Here is a 23,933-nt window from a genome sequence, read left to right as displayed (position 1 = left end):
CAATATTTGTCAGGTGCAGCTTTTTGTTAGGCTTTGGGTCGAATTTTAAACGTAAAGCACACTCTTTATGGCAAGCCGCCATTGTTCATAGTCACTATTCATACGCCCAGTAACAACCATCATTCTGTCAGTTAAAGCAGTGTATGCCTGTCTATCTTCCCAATTTCCAGCTCGATCACAATTTAGCTGAGGAGCGAGACACATCCTGAAATTAGTGACTGTTTGTGTATACGGATACTCATCAAAGTCATTATTAACGATCCCCTTTAGTTCATTTAGTGACTCGACGAGTGACATAGTTTTTTCTTTTAACTTTTCTGTATAGAATGCATTGCTTGCGCTATCCGCCGTACGTACGAACACCTCAATAGCTGAAAAATCATCCCAGTAAATAGCATCACTCGTTTCTAGGTGAGCGATTGTGCGCTCTAATAACTCTTCAGACATGAATTCATCAAGCTTAGAATAAACATTAAGATCATGCTCAATAACTTTCACACCATCTTCTTTTGTAAGTTTTTTTATTAGCAGCTCATGTATCCCAGTATTGATTAGGTTATACAAAAGAGCTACGACACAAAGAGAAAACCCCCAAGCTATATCACTACCATTGCTAAATGAGAAACTAAATTTTTTATCTAGAAATTGATTTACTAATGAAATCCATAAAGGTGCACTCATTAAAGATAAGCCAGAAACAACCATCAGCCAAGTAAGCTTGTTGTAGAATTTTGGTCTTATAAACTTAATTACTCTTAGAATGTCTGAAAGTTTTATCTGCACCCATACTCCGTTGTCAATTTGAAGCCTAACAGCTTATTATTGTGCGAGTAGAAAAATGCGCCGGGCAATCTTTTTTAGAATAATTTTAGAAATCATTTACAACTCTCTATTCACATTATAATTTTTATCAAGTTGGCGCATTATTTTGATTTTAAAAGTGAGCCGTCTCACTTTACACTTGGCAACCTATCACTCTTAAAGTTATATATAAATTCAGCGCGCCAAGCCGTTGAGTTTCAGTTGTTTTATCCCAAATATTCTGCCTCAATAATAAAAACAAAGTGAGCCGGCTTTCATTACAGTTCTCACTGTCACTTTAAATCGTTCTATAATTGAATTGAGATCCAGGCTTGGCGGTTCTTTAATTGTTGCCAGATAAACGCAGAAAAACAGAAGGGATAAGTGCCCGCACACCACTCCCGATGTACTTATTTACTTCACCTTCCAACTGGCTAGCCTACTGACTTGTGGAGATCAGTCATAACCCCACAAAACCCGTAAAACACTTGAGGGAAATAGTGCCATGGAATGGCCAGTTTGGCAACAGGCATGGCTGAGGACGGAGGTCGGACGTCTGACGTCTTATGTCTGATGTCTGACGCAAAGACAAAACCTGCTACGAAGCCCCCTCCCCCATCTCATCCAGCCGAAGGGCTGAGATGTGCGGGGTGAGTTTCTTGGGTACTTCTTTGCTCACCAAAGAAGTACCTCGCCCGCCGGGCGAAATCCGGCACATACTCAAGAGCGACTGTTTTTTCAGCAAAATTAAAACAATTAACAGGTCGAAACATTTAACTTAGATGCCTGACGGGAAGTGAAAGTCTGACGTCTGATGTCTGACGCAAAAACAAAACCAGCTACGAAGTCTCCTCCCCCATCTCATCCAGGCGGATTCGAGTTAATTTTGTAGGTTAATTGATGTGAGTGTCTGAGGTCGGACGTCAGAGGTCGGACGCAACAACAAAAGCTCGCTACGAAGTCCCCTTCCCCCCATGCCACTGAGCCGAATAGAGGTTGATTTTAGTGGGTAAGCAAACAGGACGTTTGCGCAAGCATCTTCTCGCCAGGGACGGCGAGTAGATGCGGCCCGCTAAAATCAACCGGAATGAGGGCACCCCGCAGGGGCCAGTTGCCGGGGGCGGCTTTTTGGGTACTTTTTGGAGTAAAAAGTACCTCGCCCGCCCGGCGAAAGAGGGCAAAAGTGTGAAAGAAAGCCTGACGCCTGAAGACTGACGCAGAGACAAAACCTACTATGAAACCACTCTCCTATCCCACTAAGTCGAGTAACCGCCGACTCTGAGGGACAACCTAACAGGAAGCCTCGCAAGAAGCGCATTTCGACCATCAAACACTGTGGCATATTGCATCAATTGTAGCTACTTGCTACTATAAATATACATTAACGCAGGAGGTACACATGGCTACCAGCAGTATTCGTTTAGACCAGGGCCTTGTTGAAAAGGCTACTATTATAGCTAAAGCCCTTAATCGAACTCCTCCCAAGCAAATTGAGCATTGGGCAAAAATAGGTGAAATGATGGAAGACAACCCTGATTTACCCTACGAGTTTGTAAGGCAAGCCATCATCGCGCAAGCAGAGCGAGACGCCGGAAAGTTAGAGACCTACGATTTTGGTTAAAGCTACCCGTGTATTGCAAACCCCTACTTTCAAGAAGGCGGTGAAGAAACTACAGGCTAACCAAAAAAAGGACCTTGATTTGGCCGTAAAGCACCTTATGGCCAACCCCGACATTGGCGAACAAAAAAAGGGGGACTTAGCCTTTCTACAAGTCCATAAGTTTAAAATGAACAAGCAACTGACACTGCTGGGTTACAGTTTTGATAATGGCACGCTTATCCTTGAACTGATGGCCCTAGGATCACACGAAAATTTTTATCGCGATATCAAACGGAAGAAATAAATTTGTAACACCCGGCTCTATGGTAGAGGTAAAAGTCATTAAGCTAGATAACTGACGTCTGATGCTCGACGCCGAACTCCTGACGGAAAATGAAAGTCTGACGCCTGACGCAAAAACATAGCCTGCTACGAAGTCCCCTCCCCCATCTCATCCAGCCGAATTCGAGCTAATTTTGTGGGTTAATTGCACATGGACGTGCAATTAAGGAAAAGCGCTGGGAAGCGATCTTTTCCGACCCTCAAAATTAGCTTGAATTCGGGAACCCGAAGGGCTGTGATGTGCGGGGTGAGTTTCTTGGGTACTTCTTTGCTCACCAAAGAAGTACCTCGCCCGCCGGGCGAAATCCGGCACATACTCAAGAGCGACTGTTTTTTCAGCAAAATTAAAACAATTAACAGGTCGAAACATTTAACTTAGATGCCCTCTGTCGCCGGGCAGGCGAATTCCTTCTTGTGACGCGACAAGAAGGAATCAAGAAACGCGCCCCGATGATTGGGCCCTGCGGGCTACCTTCGCTACAGCCAATGCTAGCGGTCGGCCTAAATCGCGCTTCCATGCGCGCTTATGCCTTTCGCACACGTCCTGTGCGCTCAACCACTACCATTGGCCTACACTCAGCACAATCATAAGGGGAAGGAATGAATCGCCCGCCTGGCGAAAGAGGGCATCTAAATGTCTGACGCCTGACGCTTGACGCAAAAACAAAAACCGAGACCAATCCCTCTACTTTAAATACCGCTGCTCCAACGCCTGATAAACCGCTTTGGAAAACCCCTCTGCCGCGGCGTCCAGCTCGGCAACAACCTCTACCAGGTGTTCGTTGTCTTCGCGCCCGTCAGCCCACAGCTTGCGGTAGGTACCGTTTTTGTAGCCGTTGTCCTGGCGGAAAAAGTTGAGAACATTTTTGCCCACATAGCGGCGGTAGAGTTCGGCGTAGTCCATACCGATACCGGCCAGTAAGCGGCCAAATAAGGCGAGGTGAAATTGTTGATCGGCCAGTGTGGCGGCGGTAAAGGTTTCGACATCCAGCAGAAGGTCGGGCTGATCGGTTTCGATAATCAACTCGCGGGCCACTTGCTCGGCGATGGCATCCGGGCTCGCCCCGCTCTGCAGTAAAATACTGAGGCCAAAATGCCAAATATCCACTAGCTCCAGGGCCACTTGTTCGGTGTCTGGGGTTTGGTGTTTCCACCACTTCCAGCCGTAGTGGTCCATTAATTCACCGCATTCAATCCAAATGGCCCGGTACCAGGCATTGCCCTGCGCGCGCCAGTCGGGGTGAACCTTGCTGTTCATGTCATCTTGCAATTGCAGCATGGCGAGGGTTTGCTGCTTGATGGTTTGCTGTTCGATGGTTTCCTGCGACACGGGGCGTCCTCAGCGGTTTTTATTGGGGTCGGTAAGCTTGCGCCCGGTTAAACAGGCGATAAAAGTTTTCGGTGGTGATGTCGGCCAACTCTTGATAAGAGATGCCTTTAATATCGGCGACAAACTCCGCCACTTCGCGCACATTTTTCGGCTCATTGGGCTTGCCGCGGTAAGGCACGGGCGCCAAATAGGGCGAATCGGTTTCCACCAGCAGGCGATCCAGTGGCATTTGACGTGCGACCTCTTGCAGCTCTTTGGCGTTTTTGAAGGTAACAATGCCCGACAGGGAAATATAGTAGTTCAGGTCCATGGCCGCTTTGGCCATTTCCCAGCTTTCGGTAAAGCAGTGCAGAACACCGGCGTGCTCGGGATTGCCGTGCGCCTTGATTAGGTCAAGCGTATCTTGGCGAGCATCACGGGTGTGCACGACCACGGGTAAACCCACGGCACCGGCCACTTCTAAATGCAGGGCAAAGCTCTCTTTTTGTGCCTGCATCGAGTCGGTTTCGTGATAGTAATCCAGGCCTGTTTCGCCGATGGCGACCACTTTGTCGCGCCCTGCCCATTCGGTGAGCTGTTCGCGCGTGGCGGTGCCGGCACTGACATCGCAGGGGTGAACCCCGGCCGAGGCGAGCACCGTTGGGTACTGGTGGGCGATATCAATAACGGTTTCGACGTTATCCAGGCTGATACTTATGCACAGCATTTGGCCGATGCCGCGCTCGTGGGCGGCATCGATGGCGCCCTGTAGTTGGCCATCGTAGGGTTCGAGTTTAAGACGGTCTAAATGGCAATGGGAATCCACTAGCATAGGCTTGCTAATCGTCAGGTTGGTGACAAGAAAGTAGCGGGACTACATGGTGTGAGTCGGGCGTTCCGACTCCAGCGAGCCCGCGAGATAGTTTTCGATTTTGGTCACCGCGGTGTTGTCTTCGTCGGTAAACTGAACGCCAATACCCGCCGCGCGGTTACCCTGCGCGCCTTTTGGCGTCACCCAAACGACCTTACCGGCCACTGGGATTTTCTCTGGCTCATCCATAAGGTTGAGCAGCATAAAGACTTCATCGCCCAACTTATAGGCCTTACCTGTGGGAATAAACAGGCCGCCATTTTGCACAAAGGGCATATAGGCGGCGTAGAGTACCGCCTTGTCCTTGATGGTCAGCGAAAGAATGCCGTTACGGGCGCCGCCTAGTGCTTGCATGGGTCAGGATTCCAAGTTCATTCGATTGCTTAACACTAATCCATAAGTCATTGACTGTCCAGCCTATTTGAGGGTTGCGGGGCACTAATCGGCCCCGACTAGCGCTCAGTCTTTTAAAGCATCAGACAGTAAGCCAATGGATAGCGCGTACTTAAACGCCGGGTTAAAACTCATTAGAGTGCAAAAGTTGCGATACACAATATAACCGCGTTTATCACCCTTATCGGCGACAATTAAAGCCGCGGGAATGGATACATCGGGTAAGTCGGAGCCATCGGCGCGGCGCACCCCCAACTCTTGCCACCTTTTTAGATCACGCCAAGCGCCCATAGTCTTAAAGCGCTTACAGTCGGCATCCGGCGTAAGGCCGTCACCCTGAGGCTTCATCAAGGCCGCCTCACCTCCGGGCGGCAAGCTGACGGGCCGCCCCCAGGTTTGATCATTGCGCCAGCCGCGTACCTTAAAATAATGAGCTATTGAAGCAAACACATCGGCTTCGGTATTCCAAATATCTTTTTTGCCATCGCCATTAAAATCTTGGGCATACTCTAGGTAGCTGGTGGGCATAAACTGGGGTTGTCCCAAAGCGCCGGCCCAAGAGCTTTTTAATTCGGCCATGGTGGGAAAGCCGCTATCGAGCATTTTAAGTGCGGCTAAAAACTCTTTGCGAAAGTAGGCACCGCGGCGCTTGTCGTAGGCGAGCGTGGCCAATACATTAAAGGCCGACTCTTTTAGAGGGAAGCTGCCGTAGTTGGTCTCCATTCCCCAAATGGCCAATAAAAAGCGCGGTTGTACGCCGTATTTATCCGCCACCTGCTGCAGTACATCACGATGTTTTTTAGCTAGTTTGCGACCTTTCGATTTTTTCCAGTCACTCAAACGACGACTGAGATAATGATCATAGGTTTCTACCACCTCGGCCTGAGAGCGGTCATTTTTAATGATGCGCTTAACCGGTGGGGTGATGCCGGTGAATGCTTGATCAAGTGTCTTTTCACTGATGCCCTGCCCGGCCGCATCATTGCGCAGCTGCTCTAGCCATTGGTAAAACTCGGCATCGTGCTCGCTCGCGGTCTCGGCTTTCACCCAGCCGCTGAGCAAACAGCTGGCTATCAGCGCCAATGCGCCCAAAATGTTTTTGCGCTCGGCATTACCGGCCGACAAATAAGACTTCATACACATCATCCACATTGTTACGATCGCAACTGGCGGTTTTTAAGCAATACCCCCCAGTCCATCAAGAGTTCTTCTAATAATAGTTGTTTATTGGGGTTGGCCCCACTAGCCAACCGCTTTTTGCAGCTGAGCAGTTTTTCCTGAAAACGGTGCAACAGAGCCGGCTGCATAGTGTGCAGGGTTTGCTTGATAGCGGTATCGAGCTGTTCGATATGAGGCACTTCGGCGCCAACCTGCCAACAGGTTAAATCGTGTAACCAGCTAATCAGCCAATTCACCTGTTCGGTCACATCACCTTTTTGCCACTGAGCCGCCACATTAATAGCATCGGCTTGGCCCAAGGTTAAGCGGCCAATATCATTCAACCACGATTGTTGTTGCTCGAGGGCATCGCTGTGTACTAAATCCCGCGCCCGAAGCGGCGCGCCCCGTGCCAAGACCAATAGATCTTTAGCATTGTAATCAGTGCCCGACACCAGCGGTGTGAGCCAGTGCAGACTTTGCTCTGCCGATGGTATGGCAAGCGACCTAATTTGGCAGCGGCTGCGTATGGTGGGTAATACTGCGCTAGGGGCATCTGTCACCAGCACCAGCAGGGTTTTTTGTGCGGGCTCTTCCAAGGTTTTTAACAGCGCGTTGGCCGCATTATTGTTCATGGCCTCGGCAGGCTCTAGCACCACCACTTTGTAACCGGACTGCTGAGCGGTTTTCCCCTGAGTCTCAGCTAGGGCGCGAATATCGTCCACTCGAATGGCTTTACCCGGCTCCTCTGGGGTTACTAGGGCAAAATCTGGGTGTGTGCCGGCTTTATTCAACTCGCAGGATTTGCAGTGGCCACAGGCCGACTCGGAGCGCGGCGACTGACACAATAAGTACTGGGCCATCACCCGGGCAAAATGCCGCTTGCCTAAGCCTCTGGGGCCGGCCAGCATCACCGCATGGGGCAGGCGGTTATCCAGCAACTGCTGGTAAAAGCTCTGCCAAAGGCTTTGTTGCCACGGGTAAGGTAAGGCTGGGAAATCACTCATTCGTATTTAATTACCAACTTCTTGAAGGGGGAGCTTATCAAGCCACTGCACGATTTGCGATAATAGCCGACCTATATTTTTGTAAGAGTTTACTAATGACGCCCTGTACCGCTCACTCTATACCCATTGTTTGGCAAGACAACGACCTATTAGTGGTTAACAAACCCTCGGGCTTGCTTACTGTACCGGGGCGTGGACCAGAAAAACAAGACTGCCTCATTAACCGACTGTTAGTGGACTTCCCCAATAGCCGCATTGTGCACAGACTGGATCAGCCAACCTCTGGGCTGGTGCTCATTCCGCAAAACCATCATGCCCATAAAACCCTCGGTCGGCAATTCGAAACACGCACTATCAGTAAACAGTATATCGCCGTGGTGGACGGTTGCCTAAAACTAGACAGCGGCGAGATTGACTTGCCACTGATTTGTGACTGGCCCAATCGCCCGCGTCAAATGGTCGACCATGAAAATGGTAAAAATGCCCTAACCCGCTACCAGGTGTTGGAACGCTGCGAGGCCAAGGGCAACACAAGGCTAGCCCTAACACCAGTTACCGGGCGTTCACATCAATTGCGGGTGCATATGCTGGCACTCGGCCACCCTATTTTAGGCGATACGCTCTACGCCCCCGAGCCGGTAATCGCTCGCGCCTCGCGCTTGCAATTACACGCTCGGCACATTGAGTTTACCCACCCGGTAAGCGACGAAAAGATTTTTGTGACCTGCGAACCGTCGTTTTAACTCACCTTTTATCGTTTTTTCACGGCTCTTTTTGTATTCACAAGCTCAGATGATTCACGTATTATTACGCCCTTTTTTTGCGGTAGTTCACAAAAATTCGGAGCAATGGAATGAAAAACACACTAGTTGCCTTATTAATGACCAGCTTATCCGTAGGTGCTTACGCAGCAGGCGAGCACAATGGCCGCACCAGCGGTAGAGCAGGCAGTGCATACAGCACCGGAGACTTTATCGATGGTGCATTGCTAAACCCTAGCCTGGCAGCCAATTTTCTGGAGGGGGACAATTTTGCCCTAAACATCAATCTAGGCGCGCTGGCAGCCGACCCGAGTGAGCTGATCGACAACGGCAGTGACTTAAACGACCTGCTCGACCAATACGACTACCCCAGCGAGCTCAACAGCACAGATGCCAACGACATCCGTGAATACCTAGACCAAATCGAAGGTACGCAAGCCTATCTAAGCGGCGGCGGCAGTTTGGCACTGGCTTTTCCCAACCCAACGCTGGCGGCTACTATTTTTATGCGCTCAGACGTTAAAGCCAGCGTATTGCCTACGGTGGACGCGAATGACTACAACACGCTCTCGGCTCAGACCGGCCAAACCTTTCACTCATCCGAGCTCGACTCTGAAGTCGCGGTGCGCGGCTCAATGGTCACCGAAGTCGGTATTGCTCTGGCGCAAACTTACAATTTCACTGAGACCGGCGAGTGGCTGATAGGTGTAACCCCGAAACAAGTGGAAGCCGAAACCTTTTTCTATGTCGATAAACTGGGTACTTTCGACGAAGATAATATTGAAGAAGATGAGCAGACAGTCAGCAAAACTTTTTTTAGCGTGGATACCGGCGTTACCTACATTAAAGGCAATGCGCGCTACGCCATGACCATCAACAACCTAATCGAGCAAGATATCGACAGTCTCTCCCCCGGCGAACAATTGTCGATCGAGCGACAGGTCGTGGTGGCAGCTGGTTACCGTTTACCCTGGGTCGATCTGGACGGGGCCGTTGAGCTGTCCGGAACCAAACAGTTCGCACTGGCGGACGACACGCAAATTGCCCGCCTAGGTGCAGTGTTTGGCCCCCACAATTGGGCGCGCTTGCGTCTTGGCTACAAAACAGATTTGCAAGACACTTTGGACGATACCTACAGCCTGGGTCTGGGCCTTGCGCCCTTCGATACAGTTAACCTCGACCTATCAGTAACCAGCGGCAGCAACAATACTTACGGCGCCTCCATGCAGGTGGGCATTCGCTTCTAAACCGGCCCCTTCAAGCCCTGCGCCAATCGCGCCAAGGCTTGGTGAATATCGCGCTGCACAGCTTCCAGGGTCTGCCCGGCATCTATTTGCGCGTAGCGCCCAGGGGCCTGCTGTATACGCTGCTGGTAGGCATGCCGCACCCGGTTGAAAAAGGCAATATCTTCGCGCTCGAATCGGTCCAGCTCAGCCCGGGCCGCTGCCCGGGCCAGACCGACCTCGGGCTCAATATCCAACACAATAGTCAAGTCGGGGCGCAAATCGCCCTGTACCTGTTGCTCAAGGGCACTGATCAATTGTGTATCAAGCCCTCTGCCGCCGCCCTGATAAGCAAAAGTGGCATCGGTAAAGCGATCGCACAATACCCACTCGCCCCGATTCAAAGCCGGTACAATTACCTGATTTAAATGCTGGGCGCGCGCGGCAAACACCAATAGTAACTCGGCGGCAGGGTCAACCGGCTCACTGCGCTGAGCCAGCAGCAACTCCCGCACCTCTTCGGCCAGCGGCGTGCCACCGGGCTCGCGACTGACCAGCACGCCATGCCCTTCGGCTTCAATCCATTGCTTTACAAACGCCAGGTTCGTACTTTTACCCACTCCTTCAGTGCCTTCAACGGTAATAAACCGACCTTTATGCGTCACTGGTAGCCCCTATATGACAGCGCGCGCAAAGAAAGGCTTGCCCTCCCCTGCGGTTAAGGTTCATTGCCACTTTTCGCGCTGCTGTGTCATTAATGATGTATATGCCAATTCCGAATTTTACACACTGTCTTCAACAATCACGAGCTAGATACTCTGTACACCCTTAAAAAAGATTGACCACTGCCTTTACGCCCAGAACCTTTCGCCCAATCTTTACACTGTAAATTCAGTATGATGCAAATTACCATTATAGTAGTGCACTTCATTCAGAATAAGTTAAAGTGAGCAGGCCTAGCGCAATGCGGGGCTCAGCTGTAGTGGTTAGATCATTGAACTTTCGTTATTATCTTTGGCTTGGGACCTCCTCCCCAAAATCAGCCTTATTACAACAACGTCAACGAGTGCCTTTTTATTAAAGGCCCAAATCTTGTTAGATTTTCTTAGTTGTTAGCCATGCCGGGGGATATCAATTTTCGACTTCTGGTATGCTGCACAAAATTTTTACGGATATTGGTAAATGCAGATTTTTGTTTTCTCCTATAATCGTGGCCCATTTCTTGAGAACTGTATTCGTTCCATTGAGGCCTGCGCACCACAATGTAAGTTGACGATTATTGACGATGGCAGTGACGACCCGAATACACGTCAAGTGCTGGCAAGCATTCGTGAGCGCCACCAGGTGGTGGAGAACACCGCGGATTCGGGCCACAAACTCGGCGGGCTCTATGCCAATATGCAGGCAGCCTATGAGATGGCCACCGGTGACGAGCTAATCTGCTTCTTGCAGGACGACACCCAGATGGTGCGTCCGTTAACCGATACGGATCTGATTGATCTGCGCAACAGTTTTGACCAACAGCCAGATCTCGGATTTATCTCTCCAGCGTTTGTCCGGGGTATCTCCATCAAAAAACCGGCAAACCGGGATTTTCGTTTTGATTTAGAACGTAATTTTTGGTTTTGGTACCCACGCAAACGCTCCACCGGGACTTGGTTTTCAGCATTGTTGATTGCCGACCCCGCCCGCTTGCGCAAAGTGGATTGGCATTTTGAGGTGGGCGAGTCAGTCAACAATCACAAAGCGGCGAAAATATTCTGCCGTATGGCACGTATGCGCGCACCGTTCTCTATGTGGTTACCTAATGGGCGCGCCTATCGCGGCAAACAAAAATCGTTGGCGCTGAGGTTTGGCGAGTGGTCGCGCCGCTGCGGCCTGTATCCTCTGGAAGTCATGAGCGACAAAGAGGTGCAGACATTAAAGACTGCGGAGCCCGCGCGTCTGCCGGTCGCTGAAGATTTTCTGAAAACCACACACGGTCGCATCAAATTACCTTGGGCCTATGACCCCATGCAGGGCGCAGGCTGGCTAAAATCACTAGACCGCCTGGAGCGCAAGCTGCGGGGGCTTTTTAAATGACCCACTGACTTGGCACTGTAAAATTTCAGTGCCAAGTATTTAATGAAAAGAAGCAGTTTATCAACCAGCTCACTGCGCAGCGCTTGCGGTAAACTCCCGAACATGCTCAGCCAGAGGCGTGCCACCGGACTCGCGACGAACCAACACGCTAAGGCCTTCGGTTTCAACCCATTGCTTTACCAGCCCCACGCTCATACTTTTGCTGACCCCTTCGGTGCCTTTCAGCCATAAACCGACAATTAAAGGTCGCTAGCAGACCCTATGTAACCGCGCTCCCGCAAAGGCATATCCCCTCCAACGGTTAACGTTTCTCGCGCACCTGCGTATGTGTTGGTCTCGTTTGCCTGTCCTGAACCTTCACAGCACTGAGTTTTACACACTGCCGACGACAAACGCGAGCCGGCACCCCCCGTAAAAAGGTCGTATTGCGATTTTCAAATCAAATCTTTACACCGATAACTTTACACAGTAAACTTTACAGCGTTAACTCAATAACGTGACATCTTGCCGCGACGGCAGTGCACTTCAATCAGGAGGATGTAAAGTGAACAGGTTTATTGCAATGTGGGCCTCGGCGGTCGTACGCGGTAGAGGTTGGGTCATTACACTCGCCGTTATCGCCTTTGGCCTGGCGTTTATTCCCATGAATAATCTTTACTACGACAATGCTAACGAGCGCTTTTTTGTGGAAGGCGACCCCAATTTAGCGGCCTTTAATCAATTGCTCGAACTGTTTGGGGATATTGAATACCTGTCGGTGGGATTAACCGCACACAGTGATGAGGATGTGTTTAGTCAAACCAATCTGCGCATCATCAATGACATCACAGAGTTTTTAGAAGATCAGCCCGAGATCACTCAAGTTCGCTCTCTCAGTCAATATGAATACACCCACTCGGACGGTGCCATGATGGCGACCGACGAGCTGATCGAGGATATTAACGCACCCTACGACCGCGAGCGCGCACGCGAGTTGATCGCCCACCAACCCATGGCTTTGGGTAGCCTTGTTACCGAGGATTTAGCCCACACACGGGTGGTCGCGCGGGTACGCTATCAAGTCGGTCGCAACGATAACAAAATGACCCTAATGGCAAACTTTCGCGAATTTATTGCGGCGCAAGGCTACGCCGAACAAGGGGTCAATTTGCACTTAAGTGGTCAGCCAGTTTTTACCGAGCAGTTTGAGGTATTGAGCAAACGCGACCAGAGTTGGATTAATCCCACCATGGCCGTGGTGATGATTATTATTCTGTTTTTTAGTTTTCGCTCCTGGCTTGCCATGCTGCTGCCCTGGGTGGTGATTGGCACCAGCATCGTTTATGTAACAGGTATTCAAGGAGTCATGGTTTGGCCCCACTCGGTGGTGGAATCGGCTATGGTTCCGGCCCTTATTATTATCGGCATCGGTATTTCCGTGCATGTGCTGGTAGAGTTTTACCACGCACGCAGTGAAAACTTATCGCCACAAGAGGCGGCGGAAAAAACCATACAGCGCTTATGGACCCCCGCCTTTTACACTGCACTGACCACGGCGGCTGGATTTCTGGCGCTAAGCGTTACCGAATTATTGCCCGTTAAACAATTTGCCTGGCTCGGTGCCATTGGCGCGATGATGCTATTTTTTGTCGCCTTTACCCTGCTGCCCGCACTGCTGAGCTTTGTCAAAGGTTTCTCCACCAAAACGGACAGAGCAGTCAACAGTGGGCTTATGGCCGCGCTTACCCACCGACTTCCGGACTTTACCCTGCGTTATCGTAAACCGCTGCTATTTCTGGGGGTAGGTTTATTAATCGGCAGTCTTGTTTTGGTGCCACAACTAAAAGTCGACTCCAACTTTATTACATACTTTAAAGAGGGCAATCAAACCCGGTTGGATTTGGAATACTTTGACAATACCTATACCGGCATTCAAAACATTGATGTAATTATCGACAGTGGTGCAGAGGGCGGTATTCACGAACCCGACTTTTTACAAAAGGTGGATGCTTTACAGCAGTGGCTGGAAGCTTTGCCGGAAACAGGAGCGGTCAACTCACTGGTAGACTTTCACCGGGAAATTAACCAAGCCTTGCACTTTGATGACCCCAATTGGTATCAACTGCCAACGGACCGGCAAATGGCGGCGCAATTTTTGTTGCTATACGACAACACCGGCGCAGAGGAAGACCTGACCGACGCCAAAGATTTTTACGAGCGCTATCTACGTTTAGCCGTTCCGATTAAAAATCTGGATGCCAGCACCACCCGCACGCTGCTTAATAACATCGAGCAGCGCTTAGCCGAACACCACCCGACCCTAAAGGCCCAACTCACCGGCTCGCTGGTGATGTACAACGCCCAGGACATTTATATTAATGAGGGTATGACAAAGTCCTTTGCGGTGGCCCTGGCAATCATCGGCTTGAGTTTTATTGTGCTGTTTCGCTCTGTCAAATACGGTTTGATTGCTTTGATTCCAAGCGTGGTGCCTATTTTAATCACCGGCGCGCTATTGGTAACCCTGGGCATTCCACTCAACCTGGGCACCATGATTGTCGGCGCGATGACCATGGGCATTGCGGTGGACGATGCCATTCACGTAATGAACCGGTACCTGAGAGCCAAACAAGAGGGCTACAACACTCGTGATGCCATCGCTCAGGCGATGAATCAAGCCGGACGTGCGGTTATTTTCACCTCTATTGTTTTGGTGTGTGGGTTTAGCGTTATGTTGCTGGGCTCATTTATTCCCTACATCTACACCGGACTTTTTGCAGCCACAATTATGGCGTTAGCACTGCTGGGGGATTTATTGTTTTTACCCGCCCTTTTATTTGTTATTGACCGTCCAACCAGAACCCACGCTTCGGCGACCACCCAACTGCGAGAGGAACACGCCCAATGATGTCTCGATATACCGCCTGCTTATTAATGCTCACACTGTCAACCGGCGCCATGGCGACGGCATCAGCCGCAACCCTGACGGCCCGGGAAATAGCGGTTAAATCCGACACCCGCTATACCGGCGACTCTTCGCGCGCCGACGCGCAGCTGATTTTAATTGATCGCAAAGGACGCGAACGGGTACGCGATATTCGCACTTACACTCTGGACAATGCTGAGATGGAAAAATCCATTTCGTTTTTTGTGTCGCCGACCGATGTGGCCGGAACGACGTATATGAATTACGACTACGAAGACGGTCGCGACGATGACTCTTGGCTGTACTTACCTGCACTGAAACAAGTGCGTCGCGTTGCCGCGGGCGATAAGTCCGGCTCGTTTATGGGCAGTGACTTTACCTACTCTGACATTAACGGTGTTAATACCGACTGGTATAACTACTCCATGCTGGACGCCGACGCGGAGGTGGATGGCGTGCCGGTCTGGAAAATAGAGTCCACCCCTAAGCCGGAGTTTGCCGATAAAGTCGAGGGTGAAACCGGCTATATCAAATCTCACCTGTGGATTCGCAAAGATAATTTTGTTCAGGTGCAGGGCCAAATTTGGACCGAGCGCAAGGGCCGGGTCAAATTCTTCAGCGCACAACAGCTGGAAGAAATTGACGGTATCTGGACGCCCTTGCGACTGCAGATGATCAGCGTGCGCAATAACGAAAAAGAGCACGCCAGTGTTTTTCAGTTCAGCAATTATGTGTATAACCAACACACCGATGAGGAACTGTTCACCACTCAAAGCATGCAGCGCGGTATCCAATGAACAAAGCACCAGCCTCATTAACCGTCGCCACACTGAGTTTATTGAGCAGCCTGGCTTGGCCACAGGACTTTTTTGATTCTGTGGCCACACAGACCTCAACCGATGAACTCGACCTGGATAGCCCCTGGACACACCGCATCTGGCTGCAGCAAAAAACCGGCTACGGCTGGCACACACCCAGCGTAGCCGCCAGCCGCGATCAAGCCGCCCTTACTCGCACCGAATCTCAATTGTTTGGGGAAGTCGGTTGGCGGCAAAACGCCTGGCGCTTACAGGCGTCGGGCTCATTACTCCATGACTGGTTGCCCGATTTAGAAAACTGGGGTGCCTTCTCCGGTTATGACTTCACCGAACAGCAGAACCAACAGCGGCGCTGGCGTATGCAGTTGGCCGACACCTTTGTCGAATGGCAGGATAACGATTGGTGGGTAAAGGCCGGCTACCAAACGCTCGCGTGGGGAGAGTCTGAGTCACTGAAGATTACCGACGTACTAGCGCGCCGGGATCAGCGCTGGCCGGGACAGGCGGATCTGGAAAAACTGCGTCTACCCGTGCCCGCGGTACAAGTGACCTGGAACAACCAACTTGACTGGGTCACACTGATTCATCCCCTACCCGACCGTATGCCCGCAGCGGGCGATGAGTTCGACCCTTACGTTGAGCTGCGTCAGCAGCAATCGGAGTTAAGCCTTATTCAAGAGCACGAAACCCGCCCGGGCTTCGCTATCCGTTGGCGTCAGCAGTGGCAAGGGTTGGATGCACAGTGGATGCTGGCCGATGTCGCCAGCTACGAAAGCGAACTCACCGTTTTTAATTCCGGCCCCCACGGCGCCAACGTGCACCTGTCCCCCTGGCGCCAACAAGTTCTGGGGGGCAGTGCTCAATGGGTAAAGGGCAGCTGGCTGCTAAGAACCGAACAGGCACTACACAATAACGTTCGGGTCACTCAGCAAAACCCACAAGCTCCCTGGCAGAAAACCCGCCAGTGGCGTGGCATGCTCGGGGCTGATTTTAACGGTATTAGCGATCTACTCATATCCGCCGAGTATAGCTGGCTGTATATTAAAAACCGCATCCCAACTCTGGGCGAACAACGCTATCAACCCGCAGCGTCAGGGCGTATCCAATACACACTCTATAATGACCGATTGACCCTGGAGGCTTACGCACAGTCGATTACCGGTGACGAGGGCAGCCTGATTCGTTTACAGGCAGACTGGACCGTGTCCGATAACTTTAGTGTGTCGCTTAGCGCGATTGAGTACGATGCCCAACAGGCAGACCTGCTCCACCCCTATCGCCACAACGACAGTCTGCTGTTGAGTATGCGCTGGGGGCTTTAACTGGGTTGAATTTCGTTTACGGTAAGCGCATCTGTTATCATAGGGTATTGCAACAACAAGCATATCTTATGAGCTCTAACACCCCAACAGAACGCAAAAGCACGTATCACCACGGCAATTTGCGCGAGTCACTTCTGGCTGAGGCTCTGGCCTTTCTTGAATCAGAAAGCCTGGAAGGCCTCAGCCTGCGCACCTTGGCAAAACGGGTGGGCGTCAGCCCCACTGCCGTTTACAGCCATTTTGCCGATAAGGTAGAGCTTATCATTGATGTGCGAACACGCGGCTTTACCATGCTATCCGAGTACCTGAGCGCCGCGCTCGCGCGTGAGCCAGATGCCAGCGGTGAACGCCGGGTCTACCTGCTGGGCATTGCCTACATGCACTTTGCTCAAGAAAAATCCAATCTGTTTGACACCCTCTTTTCCTGGACGCCCGACTTTGAGCGGATTAAGCCAGAATGTATTGAAGCCGGGGTTGATAGTGTGGAGATCCTGCGCGAAGCCATCATCGATATGCTGCATGAAAATGGGCTACCGGCGACGGACTACCCAGCATCGGTAAGCTCTTTGAGCTCCTGGTCGCTGATCCACGGCCTTACCATGCTGGTAAAAACCGGCAGTATCGAAGGTGCGGTCTTTTGCGGCCATTGGTCCTCTGACTTTTCGGAGCAGTCCCCCAAAACTCAACAACGTGTATTCGATCATTTATTAACCATTGAAATCGAAGGAATTAAAGCCGCAGCCCACAAACTCACGCCTTAAACCCCACCGCGCGTGACTAATTCGCCCAATCCTCGGTTTTGTGCACCGTGAAGATTTACTCACAGGCCCGCTAACCGTATCATTACGCCTTTTGCATCCACCGTACAATGAGGCCAAGCGCATGATCACGCTGCACACGAACCAAGGCGACATCACCCTAGAACTGGACTTTGAAAAAGCTCCTAAAACAGCGGCTAATTTCAAGCAATACGCCGAGGACGGATTTTTCAGCGGTACCATCTTTCACCGCGTCATTGACGGCTTTATGGTTCAAGGCGGCGGCATGACCGAAGACATGCAACAAAAGCCCACCCGCGACCCGATTGAAAACGAAGCCGACAACGGCTTAAAAAACGATCAATACACCGTAGCTATGGCCCGCACTGGCGACCCCCACAGCGCCACCGCTCAGTTTTTTATCAATGTTAAAGACAACGGCTTTTTAAACCACACAGGCAAAAATGCTCAGGGCTGGGGTTACTGTGTCTTCGGCAAAGTCACCGAAGGCACTGAAGTTGTTGATAAACTTAAAGGCGTAGCCACCGGCTCTAAAGGTTTCCACCAAGACGTTCCGGTTGAAGCCATTGTGATTGAAAAAGTCACTGTTGCCGACTAAACCACTATGACCATTTTCTTTATTTCCGACCTACACCTGCACGCCTCGCGCCCCGAGGCGACACAGGCTTTCTATAAGTTTTTGACCGAGCAAGCTGCCAGCGCTGAAGCCCTTTATATTTTGGGTGATTTTTTCGATGCCTGGATTGGTGACGACGATGACGCCCCTCTGGCCGCCGAAGTCGCCGCCAAACTCAAAGCTTTGAGTGAGAGCGGTACGAAGGTTTTCCTAATGCACGGCAACCGCGATTTTTTGCTGGGGCAAAAATTTGTCCGCAGTGCCGGTGCCGCCTTGCTTGAAGACCCGACCGTTATCGATTTGTACGGCACTCGCACTCTACTGATGCACGGCGATAGCTTATGTACCCAAGACACCGAGTACATGGCTATGCGCCAACAATTGCGCTCAGAGGCTTGGCAGGCACAAGTGTTGGCCCAGCCAATCACCACACGCCGCGCCCTCGCCGCAGAGTTGCGAGCCAAAAGCAAAATGATGAACAGCTCCAAGCCCGAAGACATTATGGATGTTACCCCCGAGGCGGTCGAAGAGTGTATGCGCGATCACAAGGTTGCGCGCTTAATACACGGCCACACCCACCGCCCCAATCGTCATTCGCTTAGCGTTAATGGTGAAACTGTCGAGCGGGTAGTGCTGGGTGACTGGCACGATTACGCTTGGTGTGTGCGCGCCAACGCCGATGAGCTTTTGCTTGAGAAGTGGGAAATTTAACTCCTGCGGTGCGCTAACGGCCCATAAAAAAGAGAGCTATGAGCTCTCTTTTTTTATGGGACATCTATTCTTAACGTTCATTAATCCGTCGTTGAAGATGTCACCGTGGGCGTAAAAAACTCGCGCATGCGGGCCGACTCCCACATGGTATCTTGATAACCCAGCTCAATTAACTCTGAAATAAAGGGTCCAGAAAAAGACAAATAGCTGGCAGCCGTCGCCCCGCCACCTTTGGCGGTGGCACCAATGGCACGCAAGAAAAAACGCACGCTGCGAGGCAAGTAACGGATTTTTCGCCCAGCGATGACATCCACCGCTTTACTGGGTGAAACCACCAAATTGCGCACTGGACGCAACTCAATCCCCTGCGCTTGACGCACCTCAGGGGGGATAACTTCCAGTAAGGTGTTTAACCGCTCCATATGTTCTATGTCATTTTCCAGCGCGTCAATAAAGGCGCTGTTTAATAGGTGCCCAACAATTTGTGCCATAGAAGGCGAGTGGCGAACCGGTACACGCTTGCCCCAGTGCTTAGGGTTGCGGTTACCACTGACACCAATCACAAACAATGCGTCGGCCCCTAGGTGCAAAGCGGGGCTCATGGGGGCTAATTGCCGCAGGGCACCATCACCAAAATACTCACGGTTAATGCGCACGGTAGGGAAAATCGTAGGAATAGCCGACGAAGCCAGTAAGTGCTCTAAGCGCAAATCGGTAGGCACACCCGCCCGGCGAAAGCGCTGCCAAGCCTCAAGTTCGGGACGCCCCTGAAAAAAGCTTACCGATTGCCCCGAGGTGTAACCCATAGCCGTTATACTCACCGCGTGCAGTTTATTGGCGGCTATATTGTGGCCGATGTTGGCAAAGTGAATTTTGCTGCCCAACAACTCCCACAAAGGCGTGTTGTCCAACAAAGACAGAGGTCGATGACGCCCCACCCCTTCGTTGAACAGCGAAAAACCAATACGGCTGAGCCCTTTTAACATATCGGCCCAGCCGTGGCGGTAGACCTGATTGATGCTCAGCTCGTGCCAAATGGCTGCCAGATCGGCAATGGCTTCGCGAAAGTTGCCTGGGTGCGAGGCGAGCGCCACCGCGTTAATAGCCCCGGCCGAGGTGCCACAAATCACAGGAAACGGGTTGTCGACACCCTCCGGCAGAATATCGGCCAAGGCTTGTAAAACTCCCACTTGGTAGGCTGCCCGGGCGCCCCCTCCCGAGAGTATAAGTGCTGTTTTACTGCTCAAACGTTATTTTCCTAGATACATTATTCTTTTAATTCACGACGCAGAACTTTGCCGACATTAGTTTTGGGTAGCTCATCGCGAAACTCAACGCTGTGAGGCACTTTGTAACCCGTCAGAGATTTGCGGGCAAAAGTACGGATGTCTTGCTCGGTTAAGGCGGTATTACTCACCACAACAAAGGCTTTCACAACTTCACCGCTTTCCTCGTCTTCCATGCCGACTACGGCCGCCTCTAAGATATCGGGGTGTTCGCATAGAACATCCTCAACCTCGTTGGGAAAAACTTTAAAACCGGAGACATTGATCATGTCTTTTTTGCGATCCACAATTTTGACATATCCTTCAGCATCAATGGTGGCAATATCACCGGTTTTTAACCAACCGTCTTCATCCAAAATCTCGGCGGTTGCCTCGGGTCGCTGCCAGTAGCCCTTCATTACCTGGGGGCCGCGCACGCATAGTTCACCGGGCTCGCCGTCGGCAGGCGCCTCGCCATCTTCGTCAATCACCTTCACCTCGGTTTCCGGGATAGGCAAGCCGACAGTGCCCAGTTTAATGCTGTAGCGCGGATTAACACATACCACCGGAGAGGTTTCGGTTAAGCCGTAGCCTTCACTGACCGGCACACCGGTCACCTCCTCCCAGTGCTTGGCAGCATCGTGAGTAAGGGCCATACCGCCAGAGGCGGTGCAGCGCAATTTAGAAAAATCCAAAGCGCGAAAATCACTGTTGCGAACAAGGGCATTGAATAGAGTATTAAGTCCCACAAAACACGTAAACGGCACGCCTTTCAAGGCTTTAACAAAACCTGGAATATCCCGTGGGTTAGGAATCAGCACGCTATGATTACCCAAGGTTAAAGCACACATACAGTGAATGGTATAGGCATAAATATGATACAGCGGCAGTGGGGCAATAAATAAATCTTGGTTGGTTTTAAACACATCACTCATATGTAGATTCACTTGCAGCATATTCGCCACAAGGTTGCGGTGGGTGAGCATGGCGCCTTTTGCCACCCCGGTGGTGCCGCCGGTGTATTGTAAAACCGCGACATCATCCGCTGTGCCCGAAACGGGCTGCCAGTCATCTGCGCTCACTGAGTTCAATGCCTGATTAAAACGAACGCTGGTATCAAAGGAAAACGCCGGCACCATTTTTTTAATGTGCTTAACAACAAAGTTAATCAGAGTGCGCTTTATGGGCGGATGTAAGTCGGCAAGCTCGGTCAGAATCACATGCTCTACATCTGTCTGGCCCACCACATCGGCTGCATGAGCGGCCACATTGGCCAATACCACTAACGCCTTAGCGCCAGAATCGGTTAATTGGTGCTTCAATTCGGTGGCGGTGTACAGCGGATTGGTGTTGACCACAATAAGGCCCGCCCGCAAAGCACCAAATACAGCAACAGGGTATTGCAAGACATTGGGCAGCTGAATGGCGATGCGGTCACCCGGTTTAAGGGTGGTATGGTGCTGGAGATAAGCCGCAAAACGCGCGGATAACTCATCTAACTCTCGGTAAGTAATGGTGTGATTTAAGCAGGAAAATGCTGGGCTATCCGCGTAATTGCGGCACGCTTCGGCAAATACCTCACCGATCATTCGGTTGCAATCCAAGCTCATATACCGACCTCCTTCGCCTATAGTTTTGTTATTGACGTTTTATGTAAACTGCCCATCGAGGCTGTACTGGCAGTATAGCCCAGAGAGATCACTCTGACAGAGAGAAAACCTCCATCGCCAGTCTATTACCAATCGCCGCCGTCAGCCCCCAAATGGTATGTTGTTGATATTCAAACACGGGGATACGATAATTCTTACCGCGCTGCTGGACGCTGCGCCACGCCGCCGCTTGATTGGACTCTAACAGACGCAAGGGCATAGTGAAAATAAGATCCAGCTCGGCCGGGTCTGGCACGAGGTGTACATCACAGGGAATAACCCCAATCACCGGCGTCACCACCACACCTTTTAAGGTTTGAAATTGTGGGTAGCAACCCAGTACATCCACCTGATCGGGCGCCAGCCCCACCTCTTCGAAACTCTCGCGCAGCGCGGTTTGCACTAAGTTAGCATCTTGTCGCTCCCACTTGCCACCTGGGAACGCAATTTCAGAGGGGTGTTGTGCCAAATGAGCGGCGCGGCGGGTGAGAATAATGTGCGGATTGTCAGGAGGGCCGCTAAGGGCTAACAATACGGCAGCCTGCCCCTTGTAGCGCTCAGCACTTAGCTGGTTATCAGCCGGCAGTAACTGGCTGGATAAACCAAGCCAAGCCGACTCAGACATCGGCCAGGCGCCAGATATCGTAGGCGGGTTCTTCGAACGGGTGCGCTTTTACCAAAGCATCTCGTGCAGCCCGTATGTGTTCATCGAGGCAGACGGTTTCGACGCGCCATTCGGGCTCACGACTCAGTTCGTCTTGCGCGCCGATAAAAGGCTGGGCACCGGCCAATGGGCGGAACTGCCCCACGCCTTCGACTTGCCAACAGCATTGGTCGTAATCGCCAATACATCCGGCACCGGCGGTAAATACCGCCGTTTTAACCGATTCGAGATGACTGCCCGGGACAAAGAAAACCAGTTTATACATAAGTATTTACGGGTTACGGGTTACGGGTTACGGGTTACGGGTTACGGGTTACGGGTTACGGGTTACGGGTTACGGGTTACGGGTTACGGTAAAGTCTAACACTACTTCCCCCGTTCCCCGCAATCCGTCCACCGGCTAGATCACTCTAACAGCAATAACATGCTCTACGGCACAAATCGCGTCCACCACATCTGCCGCTGGCGCTTGCTCTAGGTCGATTATGTTGTACGCCATATCGCCGCGGCTTTTGTTGACCATGTCGATTACGTTGACGCTTTTATCGGCCAGTACCGACAGTACGTTGCCCAATACTCCTGACACGTTATCGTTGCAGAAGGTGATACGAGCATTGCCGTTCGCCGCGCGCTCCATATGCACTGCGGGGAAATTAACCGAGTTTTTAATGTTGCCGTTTTCCAGATAGTCCATCAGCTGATCGGCCACCATAATGGCGCAGTTTTCTTCCGCCTCTGCGGTGCTGGCACCGATGTGTGGGGTGGCGTAGACGTCATCACGATTAAGCAATACCGGCTCTGGGAAGTCGCAAATGTACATCCCTAGGTGCTTAGCATCTAAGCTTTTCACCACAGCCTCTGCATCGACTATCGCCTCGCGGGCGAAGTTCAGCAGTACCGCACCGGGCTTAACGGATTTTAAAGTTTCTTCGTTAATCAGGTGGTGCGTGGCTTCGATAGCGGGTACGTGCAGGGTCATAAAGTCGGAACGCGACAGGAGCGCTTGCAAGTTCTCGGCACGCGCCACTTGGCTGGGCAAACGCCAGGCCGCTTCAACCGAAAGCGCAGGGTCGTAACCAATCACATTCATGCCTAAAGCCAGAGCAGTTTCGGCCACCATAGAGCCAATGGCACCCAAACCGACAACACCCAGAGTTTTGCCCATCAACTCACTGCCGGCAAACTGCGATTTTTGCTTTTCCATCAACTTGCTCATCTCGCCGGCATCGGTCATATCGGTGAGTGAGTTCGACCAATTCATGCCGCGAATAATCCCGCGCGATGACAGCAACATACCGGTCAACACCAGCTCTTTTACCGCATTGGCATTAGCGCCGGGAGCATTAAATACCACCACACCTTTTTTGCTGTAATCGGACACGGGCACATTATTGGTACCGGCACCGGCACGGGCAACGGCCTTTACCGACTCGGGCAGAGTCTCGTCGTGCAGCTTGTGACTGCGCAGAATGTAACCGTCGGGATTATTAATATCGCTCGCCACTTCGTATTTCGCGCGGTCAAAACGATTGAGGCCTTTTACCGAAATTTTGTTGTAGGTTTTAATCTTGTACATGGTCTTCCCAGTCAAATTAGACGTAAGCGAATGCCTTTACGGCGCCTTTATAAAGGCGCTCTGCGTAAGGCGCTTATTGTT

The 23,933-nt window shown here is 51.4% G+C and carries 25 protein-coding genes; 12 read left to right on the top strand and 13 right to left on the bottom strand.

Annotated features, from left to right (window positions below):
- Positions 1–45: 45 nt before the first annotated feature.
- Positions 46–783 carry a hypothetical protein gene (locus Q4563_RS07475; protein ID WP_303604120.1) on the bottom strand — a complete coding sequence of 246 codons (738 nt, stop codon included), beginning with the start codon at positions 781–783 and terminating at the stop codon, positions 46–48.
- Positions 784–1,863: 1,080 nt separating this feature from the next.
- Between Q4563_RS07475 and Q4563_RS07470 the strand changes: the two genes are divergently transcribed.
- The 3 genes from Q4563_RS07470 (at position 1,864) to Q4563_RS07460 (ending at position 2,705) form a co-directional block, all read left to right on the top strand.
- Positions 1,864–2,016 carry a hypothetical protein gene (locus Q4563_RS07470; protein ID WP_303604119.1) on the top strand — a complete coding sequence of 51 codons (153 nt, stop codon included), beginning with the start codon at positions 1,864–1,866 and terminating at the stop codon, positions 2,014–2,016.
- 184 nt (positions 2,017–2,200) lie between these two features.
- Complete coding sequence (locus tag Q4563_RS07465) at positions 2,201–2,422, top strand: TA system antitoxin ParD family protein (protein ID WP_303604118.1); 222 nt, start codon at positions 2,201–2,203, stop codon at positions 2,420–2,422.
- Positions 2,415–2,705, top strand: coding sequence for a type II toxin-antitoxin system RelE/ParE family toxin (locus tag Q4563_RS07460; RefSeq protein ID WP_303604117.1), 291 nt, complete (start codon positions 2,415–2,417; stop codon positions 2,703–2,705). The genes Q4563_RS07465 and Q4563_RS07460 overlap by 8 nt, the downstream gene beginning before the upstream one ends.
- A 723-nt stretch (positions 2,706–3,428) precedes the next feature.
- On the opposite strand, the gene Q4563_RS07455 is transcribed toward Q4563_RS07460, so the two are convergent.
- The 5 genes from Q4563_RS07455 to Q4563_RS07435 all read right to left on the bottom strand — a co-directional run bounded on the left by Q4563_RS07455 (position 3,429) and on the right by Q4563_RS07435 (position 7,481).
- The gene (locus tag Q4563_RS07455; RefSeq protein WP_442903745.1) at positions 3,429–4,043 is read right to left on the bottom strand and encodes a dUTP diphosphatase; all 615 of its coding nucleotides are present in this window, start codon (positions 4,041–4,043) and stop codon (positions 3,429–3,431) included.
- Positions 4,044–4,092: 49 nt separating this feature from the next.
- Entirely contained in the window at positions 4,093–4,884 is a 792-nt protein-coding gene (locus Q4563_RS07450; RefSeq protein ID WP_303604116.1) for a TatD family hydrolase, read from the bottom strand.
- 42 nt (positions 4,885–4,926) lie between these two features.
- Positions 4,927–5,277: a PilZ domain-containing protein gene (locus tag Q4563_RS07445; RefSeq protein ID WP_215974645.1), complete on the bottom strand. Its 351-nt coding sequence runs from the start codon at positions 5,275–5,277 to the stop codon at positions 4,927–4,929.
- Between the two features lie 105 nt (positions 5,278–5,382).
- Complete coding sequence (locus tag Q4563_RS07440; RefSeq protein WP_215974644.1) at positions 5,383–6,453, bottom strand: lytic murein transglycosylase; 1,071 nt, start codon at positions 6,451–6,453, stop codon at positions 5,383–5,385.
- A gap of 17 nt (positions 6,454–6,470) precedes the next feature.
- Positions 6,471–7,481: a DNA polymerase III subunit delta' gene (locus tag Q4563_RS07435; protein WP_215974643.1), complete on the bottom strand. Its 1,011-nt coding sequence runs from the start codon at positions 7,479–7,481 to the stop codon at positions 6,471–6,473.
- A gap of 95 nt (positions 7,482–7,576) precedes the next feature.
- Here Q4563_RS07435 and Q4563_RS07430 point away from each other — a divergent pair, with 95 nt between their 5' ends.
- Together Q4563_RS07430 and traF are read left to right on the top strand one after the other, a co-directional pair.
- Positions 7,577–8,224 (top strand): RluA family pseudouridine synthase, encoded by a 648-nt coding sequence (locus Q4563_RS07430; protein WP_303604115.1) that lies wholly within the window; start codon positions 7,577–7,579, stop codon positions 8,222–8,224.
- Positions 8,225–8,334: 110 nt separating this feature from the next.
- Entirely contained in the window at positions 8,335–9,489 is a 1,155-nt protein-coding gene (traF, locus tag Q4563_RS07425) for a conjugal transfer protein TraF (RefSeq protein ID WP_303604114.1), read from the top strand.
- Here traF and tmk read toward each other — a convergent pair.
- The gene (tmk, locus tag Q4563_RS07420) at positions 9,486–10,130 is read right to left on the bottom strand and encodes a dTMP kinase (RefSeq protein WP_303604113.1); all 645 of its coding nucleotides are present in this window, start codon (positions 10,128–10,130) and stop codon (positions 9,486–9,488) included. The two genes, traF and tmk, sit on opposite strands and share 4 nt — an antisense overlap.
- Positions 10,131–10,647: 517 nt before the next feature.
- Between tmk and Q4563_RS07415 the strand changes: the two genes are divergently transcribed.
- The gene (locus Q4563_RS07415; RefSeq protein WP_215974639.1) at positions 10,648–11,547 is read left to right on the top strand and encodes a glycosyltransferase family 2 protein; all 900 of its coding nucleotides are present in this window, start codon (positions 10,648–10,650) and stop codon (positions 11,545–11,547) included.
- 69 nt (positions 11,548–11,616) lie between these two features.
- Here the strand turns inward: Q4563_RS07415 and Q4563_RS07410 are convergent, their stop codons facing one another.
- Positions 11,617–11,742 carry a hypothetical protein gene (locus Q4563_RS07410; RefSeq protein WP_336623030.1) on the bottom strand — a complete coding sequence of 42 codons (126 nt, stop codon included), beginning with the start codon at positions 11,740–11,742 and terminating at the stop codon, positions 11,617–11,619.
- Positions 11,743–12,091: 349 nt separating this feature from the next.
- On the opposite strand from Q4563_RS07410, the gene Q4563_RS07405 reads away from it, so the two are divergent.
- The 6 genes from Q4563_RS07405 to Q4563_RS07380 all read left to right on the top strand — a co-directional run bounded on the left by Q4563_RS07405 (position 12,092) and on the right by Q4563_RS07380 (position 18,698).
- Positions 12,092–14,434, top strand: coding sequence for an efflux RND transporter permease subunit (locus Q4563_RS07405; RefSeq protein WP_303604112.1), 2,343 nt, complete (start codon positions 12,092–12,094; stop codon positions 14,432–14,434).
- Positions 14,431–15,249: an outer membrane lipoprotein-sorting protein gene (locus Q4563_RS07400; RefSeq protein ID WP_303604111.1), complete on the top strand. Its 819-nt coding sequence runs from the start codon at positions 14,431–14,433 to the stop codon at positions 15,247–15,249. The genes Q4563_RS07405 and Q4563_RS07400 overlap by 4 nt, the downstream gene beginning before the upstream one ends.
- Complete coding sequence (locus Q4563_RS07395) at positions 15,246–16,592, top strand: DUF1302 family protein (RefSeq protein ID WP_303604110.1); 1,347 nt, start codon at positions 15,246–15,248, stop codon at positions 16,590–16,592. The genes Q4563_RS07400 and Q4563_RS07395 overlap by 4 nt, the downstream gene beginning before the upstream one ends.
- Before the next feature lie 68 nt (positions 16,593–16,660).
- Positions 16,661–17,353: a TetR/AcrR family transcriptional regulator gene (locus tag Q4563_RS07390; RefSeq protein WP_303604109.1), complete on the top strand. Its 693-nt coding sequence runs from the start codon at positions 16,661–16,663 to the stop codon at positions 17,351–17,353.
- Between the two features lie 121 nt (positions 17,354–17,474).
- On the top strand, positions 17,475–17,969 hold the full coding sequence (locus Q4563_RS07385) for a peptidylprolyl isomerase (protein ID WP_215974635.1): 495 nt from the start codon (positions 17,475–17,477) through the stop codon (positions 17,967–17,969).
- A gap of 6 nt (positions 17,970–17,975) precedes the next feature.
- The gene (locus tag Q4563_RS07380; protein ID WP_303604108.1) at positions 17,976–18,698 is read left to right on the top strand and encodes a UDP-2,3-diacylglucosamine diphosphatase; all 723 of its coding nucleotides are present in this window, start codon (positions 17,976–17,978) and stop codon (positions 18,696–18,698) included.
- 80 nt (positions 18,699–18,778) lie between these two features.
- Here Q4563_RS07380 and Q4563_RS07375 read toward each other — a convergent pair whose 3' ends face one another.
- The 5 genes from Q4563_RS07375 to Q4563_RS07355 form a co-directional block, all read right to left on the bottom strand.
- The gene (locus Q4563_RS07375; RefSeq protein ID WP_215975232.1) at positions 18,779–19,945 is read right to left on the bottom strand and encodes a patatin-like phospholipase family protein; all 1,167 of its coding nucleotides are present in this window, start codon (positions 19,943–19,945) and stop codon (positions 18,779–18,781) included.
- A gap of 20 nt (positions 19,946–19,965) precedes the next feature.
- Positions 19,966–21,573 (bottom strand): AMP-binding protein, encoded by a 1,608-nt coding sequence (locus Q4563_RS07370; protein WP_303604107.1) that lies wholly within the window; start codon positions 21,571–21,573, stop codon positions 19,966–19,968.
- Between the two features lie 88 nt (positions 21,574–21,661).
- Positions 21,662–22,237 (bottom strand): CoA pyrophosphatase, encoded by a 576-nt coding sequence (locus Q4563_RS07365; protein WP_303604106.1) that lies wholly within the window; start codon positions 22,235–22,237, stop codon positions 21,662–21,664.
- Positions 22,230–22,541: a Nif3-like dinuclear metal center hexameric protein gene (locus Q4563_RS07360; RefSeq protein ID WP_215975235.1), complete on the bottom strand. Its 312-nt coding sequence runs from the start codon at positions 22,539–22,541 to the stop codon at positions 22,230–22,232. Before Q4563_RS07360 ends, Q4563_RS07365 begins: the two co-directional genes overlap by 8 nt.
- A gap of 135 nt (positions 22,542–22,676) precedes the next feature.
- Complete coding sequence (locus Q4563_RS07355) at positions 22,677–23,852, bottom strand: phosphoglycerate dehydrogenase (protein WP_215975236.1); 1,176 nt, start codon at positions 23,850–23,852, stop codon at positions 22,677–22,679.
- Positions 23,853–23,933: the final 81 nt, after the last annotated feature.

It is taken from the genome of Gilvimarinus sp. 1_MG-2023 (genome assembly GCF_030548285.1).
This window is presented reverse-complemented; position numbering and strand designations above follow the sequence as displayed.

Excerpts from the sequence above, each read along its gene's own strand:
- Q4563_RS07410 (WP_336623030.1), bottom strand. The coding sequence starts at position 11,742 with ATGAGCGTGGGGCTGGTAAAGCAATGGGTTGAAACCGAAGGCCTTAGC.
- Q4563_RS07415 (WP_215974639.1), top strand. The coding sequence starts at position 10,648 with ATGCAGATTTTTGTTTTCTCCTATAATCGTGGCCCATTTCTTGAGAAC.
- Q4563_RS07355 (WP_215975236.1), bottom strand. The coding sequence starts at position 23,852 with ATGTACAAGATTAAAACCTACAACAAAATTTCGGTAAAAGGCCTCAAT.
- Q4563_RS07445 (WP_215974645.1), bottom strand. The coding sequence starts at position 5,277 with ATGCAAGCACTAGGCGGCGCCCGTAACGGCATTCTTTCGCTGACCATC.
- Q4563_RS07430 (WP_303604115.1), top strand. The coding sequence starts at position 7,577 with ATGACGCCCTGTACCGCTCACTCTATACCCATTGTTTGGCAAGACAAC.
- Q4563_RS07465 (WP_303604118.1), top strand. The coding sequence starts at position 2,201 with ATGGCTACCAGCAGTATTCGTTTAGACCAGGGCCTTGTTGAAAAGGCT.
- Q4563_RS07365 (WP_303604106.1), bottom strand. The coding sequence starts at position 22,237 with ATGTCTGAGTCGGCTTGGCTTGGTTTATCCAGCCAGTTACTGCCGGCT.
- traF (WP_303604114.1), top strand. The coding sequence starts at position 8,335 with ATGAAAAACACACTAGTTGCCTTATTAATGACCAGCTTATCCGTAGGT.
- Q4563_RS07470 (WP_303604119.1), top strand. The coding sequence starts at position 1,864 with ATGCGGCCCGCTAAAATCAACCGGAATGAGGGCACCCCGCAGGGGCCA.
- Q4563_RS07390 (WP_303604109.1), top strand. The coding sequence starts at position 16,661 with ATGAGCTCTAACACCCCAACAGAACGCAAAAGCACGTATCACCACGGC.
- Q4563_RS07370 (WP_303604107.1), bottom strand. The coding sequence starts at position 21,573 with ATGAGCTTGGATTGCAACCGAATGATCGGTGAGGTATTTGCCGAAGCG.
- Q4563_RS07360 (WP_215975235.1), bottom strand. The coding sequence starts at position 22,541 with ATGTATAAACTGGTTTTCTTTGTCCCGGGCAGTCATCTCGAATCGGTT.
- Q4563_RS07380 (WP_303604108.1), top strand. The coding sequence starts at position 17,976 with ATGACCATTTTCTTTATTTCCGACCTACACCTGCACGCCTCGCGCCCC.
- Q4563_RS07435 (WP_215974643.1), bottom strand. The coding sequence starts at position 7,481 with ATGAGTGATTTCCCAGCCTTACCTTACCCGTGGCAACAAAGCCTTTGG.
- Q4563_RS07400 (WP_303604111.1), top strand. The coding sequence starts at position 14,431 with ATGATGTCTCGATATACCGCCTGCTTATTAATGCTCACACTGTCAACC.
- Q4563_RS07440 (WP_215974644.1), bottom strand. The coding sequence starts at position 6,453 with ATGAAGTCTTATTTGTCGGCCGGTAATGCCGAGCGCAAAAACATTTTG.
- Q4563_RS07395 (WP_303604110.1), top strand. The coding sequence starts at position 15,246 with ATGAACAAAGCACCAGCCTCATTAACCGTCGCCACACTGAGTTTATTG.
- Q4563_RS07385 (WP_215974635.1), top strand. The coding sequence starts at position 17,475 with ATGATCACGCTGCACACGAACCAAGGCGACATCACCCTAGAACTGGAC.
- Q4563_RS07450 (WP_303604116.1), bottom strand. The coding sequence starts at position 4,884 with ATGCTAGTGGATTCCCATTGCCATTTAGACCGTCTTAAACTCGAACCC.